2 protein-coding genes are annotated in these 4,723 nt (G+C 71.7%); both read left to right on the top strand.

Annotated features, from left to right (window positions below; translation table 11 throughout):
* The coding region (locus tag ABZ348_RS34490; protein WP_358939937.1) for a type I polyketide synthase at positions 1-2,965 on the top strand (2,965 nt) is incomplete at its 5' end.
* Between the two features lie 31 nt (positions 2,966-2,996).
* Positions 2,997-4,723 (top strand): type I polyketide synthase (locus tag ABZ348_RS34485; protein ID WP_358939935.1); only part of this gene is annotated, 1,727 nt, incomplete at its 3' end.

The raw sequence follows: 4,723 nt of genomic DNA, 5'->3' as shown, positions 1-4,723 counted from the left end.
AGCCTGGGAGAGCGGTCTCGCAGTCGACTGGTCCCAGGCGTTCGCCGACACCGGCGCCCGACAGGTCGAACTCCCCACCTACCCCTTCCAACACCAACGCTATTGGCCGGAGTCGGCGAACACCACATCCGCCGATGTGGGGTCCGCCGGCCTCGACTCCGCCGACCACCCCATCCTCGGCGCGGCGATCGAGGTGGCGGAGACGGGCGAGCTGCTGCTCACCGGCCGGTTGTCCCTGCACACCCACCCCTGGCTCGCCGACCACGCCGTGGCCGGCACGGTCCTGCTCCCCGGCGCGGCCTTCGTGGAACTGGCCGTACGTGCCGCGGACGAGGCCGGCCACCACGCGGTGGAGGAGTTGACGCTCCAAGCACCGCTGCTGATTCCTGCGGACGGGGCCGTCCGTCTGCAAGTGCGCGTCGGTGGGGTCGACGAACAAGGCAGGCGATCTCTGGGACTGTTCTCCTGTCGCGAGGACGCGGCGACACCGCTCTGGACCGCCCATGCGACCGGCGGACTCGCCCCCGCCCCCGCCCTCGAAACGGAGAAGCGACCGTCCGCACCGGGCGAGGTCAGTTCCTGGCCCCCACCCGGAGCCGTCCCCATCGCCGTCGATGATCTGTACGAGCGGTTCCAAGCCGCCGGCTACGGCTACGGACCCGCCTTCCGGGGGCTCACCGGTGCCTGGCGCCGCGGCGACGAGGTGTTCACCGAGGTCCGACTGCCCCAGGAACTACAGCGGTCCGCCTCCGCCTTCGGCCTGCATCCCGCCCTCCTCGACGCAGCCCTCCAGGGACTCTTCCTGGGTACGGGCGCCGGAACCGATCCACCACAGGGCCAGACCTCTGCCGGACTGCCCTTCTCCTGGAGCGGTGTCGGGCTCCACGCCTCCGGTGCCACCGCACTGCGGGTCCGGCTCGCCTTCCGGCCGGACGGGTCGGTGTCGATCGACGCGACCGATCCTGGCGGCCTCCCGGTCGCGTCGGTCGAAGCGGTCGTCGTCCGCCCGATCGAGCTCGATGCCCTCCGCGCCGGGGCCGGCCCCGAGTCCCTCCACCGCTTGGAATGGTCCGCAGCGCCGGTCGGTGCGCCGGCCGATCCCCTCGTACACCGGGCGGTCATCGGCGACCCGGAGCTGTTCTCCGACAGCCACCCGGACCTCTCCGCGCTCCGCACGGCAGTGGACCGGGGAATGCCACTGCCCACCGCCGTACTCGTATGGTGTGACCACGCCTCGCCACTTGCTCCCCCTCTCGAAGCCGCATCCGTTCACACCGCCCTGGACGACGCCCTGGGACTCGTCCAGGACTGGCTGGCCGACTCCCGTTGGGACGACTCCCGTCTCGTCCTCCTCACCCGTGGGGCGGTCTCGACACACGTCGACGAGGGCGTCGCCGACCTCACGGGGGCTGCGGTCCGCGGCCTCTTCCGCTCGGCCCAGTCCGAGCATCCGGGCCGCTTCCTGTTGATCGACACCGATGATCCGGCCACGGTGGCCGATCTGCTGCCGGATGCATGGGCCGGATCGGAACCTCAACTGGCGATACGCCAGGGAAGGCTCCTCGCCGCTCGGCTCACCCGGGTGGCCGTCTCCGCGGAGACGGCCCCGGCGCTGCCGGACATCGCCGCAACCGGGGGAACCGTCCTGATCACCGGGGCCGGTGGGACGATCGGTGGCCTGGTGGCACGTCATCTCGTCACCGTCCACGGGGTACGGAGCCTCCTGTTGGTCGGCAGGCGCGGGAACCAGACTCCCGGCCTCCCGGACCTGGCCGCCGAACTCCGAGAGCTCGGCGCGCTGGTGACCGTCGCGGCCTGCGACACCGCGGACCGGGAAGCCCTCGCAGCCCTGCTCGACGACATCCCGGACGACCGTCCGCTCAGCGCGGTCATCCACGCGGCCGGTGTCCTGGACGACGGAATCGTTCAGTCGCTGACCCCTGAGCAGATGCACCGCGTGCTCCGCCCCAAGGTCGATGCGGCCCTGAATCTCCACGCCCTCACCCGCGACCTGCCGTTGTCGCACTTCGTCCTCTTCTCCTCCGCGTCCGCCACGGTCGGCAACGCCGGACAGGGCAACTACGCGGCGGCCAACGCCTTCCTCGACGCGCTCGCCCAGCAGCGCCGCGCACACCACCTCCCCGCGCAGTCGCTCGCCTGGGGGCTGTGGGCCCAACGCAGCACCATGACCGAGGCCCTCGCCGACACCGACCTGCGGCGGATGGTGGGGGGAGGCACCGGAGCGCTCAGCGACGACGAAGGCCTCGCGCACTTCGACGCGGCGCTCGCCCTGGACGAACCGCTGCTGATTCCGGTCAGGATCGACCTCGGCCGCCTACGGGCCGCAGCGCGGACCGCACCCGTCCCGGCCCTGCTCTCCCATCTGGTCCCCCGCAGCGCACGCCGGCCGGCCTCGGGAGCAGATGCCGCCGAGGCGGGCTCGCTGCGCCGTCGCCTGGCCGAACTCGGACCGGAGGAACGAGCGGACGCCGTCCTCGACCTGGTACGGAGCCGTGTCGCGGACGTCCTCGGCCACGGCAGCGTCGAAACCGTCGACCCGCACCAGGCATTCAAGAACCTCGGTTTCGACTCGCTCACATCGGTCGAACTCCGCAACCGGCTCAACGCGGCGACCGGCCAACGGCTCCCCGCGACTCTGGTCTTCGACCATCCCACCCCGGTCGCCGTCGCCACCTACCTGACCGGGCGACTCGTACCGGACGGGCCCGGCGCCACGGGAAGTCCCCACTCCGCACACCGGGCGGACCGGCGGGATCCGGAGGACCGGGAGATACGTTCCCTGCTCGCCACGATCCCACCGGCCGAGTTGCGACGGGCCGGGCTGCTCGACGCGCTCATGCGGCTCGTCGACCGGCCGGAGGCGCCGCCGCTCCCCGCCGAGGACATCGCCGGCATGGACGTCGGCGACCTCGTCCGCATGGCCCTCGGCGGCGAACGTGACTGACCAACCGGGACAGAGGGAGAAGCCGAACAACATGCCCACGGACACGGATCAGGTGGTCGCGGCCCTGCGCGCCTCGCTGCTGGACAACCAGCGGCTGCGGCTGGAGAACCGACGGCTCCTCGACGACTCCACCGAGCCCGTCGCGATCGTGGCCATGAGCTGCCGCTTCCCCGGCGGCGTGCGCACCCCGGAGGACCTGTGGGAGCTGTTGGCCAAGGAACGTGACGCGGTCTCCCCGTTCCCCACCGACCGCGGCTGGGACATCGAGGGGCAGTTCGACGCCGACCCCGACGCCCCGGGGACCTTCTACGTCCGCGAGGGAGGCTTCCTGCACGACGCGACCGAGTTCGACCCGGGCTTCTTCGGCATCTCGCCGCGTGAGGCGCTGGCGATGGATCCGCAACAGCGGCTGCTGATGGAGGCGTCCTGGGAGGTGGTGGAGCGCGCGGGCATCGACCCGCTGACGCTGCGGGGCAGCCGCACCGGCGTCTACACCGGAGTGATCTACAACGACTACGGATCCAGACTCGGCCGGGTTCCCGACGAACTGGAGGGTTTCCTCGGCACCGGCACCATCCCCAGCGTGGCCTCGGGCCGTGTCGCCTACACCCTGGGCCTGGAGGGCCCGGCGGTGACCCTGGACACCGCCTGCTCGTCCTCGCTGGTCGCCATCCACCTCGCCTGTCAGGGACTGCGCTCCGGCGATGCCACGCTGGCCCTGGCCGGCGGGGTGACCGTGATGTCCACCCCGGGCCCCTACGTCGGCTTCAGCCGCCAACGCGGCCTGGCCCCCGACGGCCGCAGCAAGTCCTTCTCGTCCACCGCGGACGGGGCGGGATTCGGCGAGGGGCTCGGCCTGCTCCTGCTGGAGCGGCTCTCGGACGCACTGCGCGAGGGACATCCCGTCCTCGCCGTCATCCGCGGTTCGGCCGTCAACCAGGACGGGGCGAGCAACGGGTTGACCGCCCCGAACGGCCCGGCCCAGCAGCGCGTCATCAGCAGAGCACTCGGCCGTGCCGGACTCTCCCCGCACGAAGTGGACATGGTGGAGGCGCACGGCACGGGTACGACGCTGGGCGACCCGATCGAGGCACAGGCACTGATGGCGACGTACGGCCAGGACCGGCCCACCGACCGACCCTTGTGGCTGGGGTCGTTGAAGTCCAACCTGTCCCACACCCAGGCCGCCGCCGGCGTCGGCGGTGTGATCAAGTCCGTACTGGCGATGCGTCACGGACTGCTGCCGCGCACCCTGCACGTCGACCGCCCCACCCACCAGGTCGACTGGACCGAGGGGGCCGTCTCGCTGCTCACCGCAGCCACCCCCTGGCCGGAGACCGGTCGTCCGCGGCGTGCGGGTGTGTCCTCCTTCGGTGTCAGTGGCACCAACGCACACGTCATCCTGGAACAGGCGCCGGCAGAACCGTCGGCCGAGGCGGCCGATGCCTCGGCGCCCGGGACGGTGGTGTGGCCGTTGTCGGCGCGGGACGGTGTGGCCTTGCGCGGACAGGCGGCGGCCTTGCACGCATGGGTGGCGGCGGAGCCCGGGTTGAGCGCGCTGGACATCGGCCACTCATTGGCCGTGGGGCGCTCGACCTTCGCCGAGCGGGCGGTGGTGGTGGGGTCTGATCGTGATGAATTGTTGGCGGGTGTTGCGGCGCTCTCGCGGGGTGTGGAGTCTCCGTATGTGGTGTGTGGTGGTGGGGTGGTGTCGGGTCGTTCGGTGTTGGTGTTTCCGGGGCAGGGGTCGCAGTGGGT

This window comes from Streptomyces sp. NPDC005963 (genome assembly GCF_040638655.1).
Taxonomy (GTDB): domain Bacteria; phylum Actinomycetota; class Actinomycetes; order Streptomycetales; family Streptomycetaceae; genus Streptomyces.
This window is presented reverse-complemented; position numbering and strand designations above follow the sequence as displayed.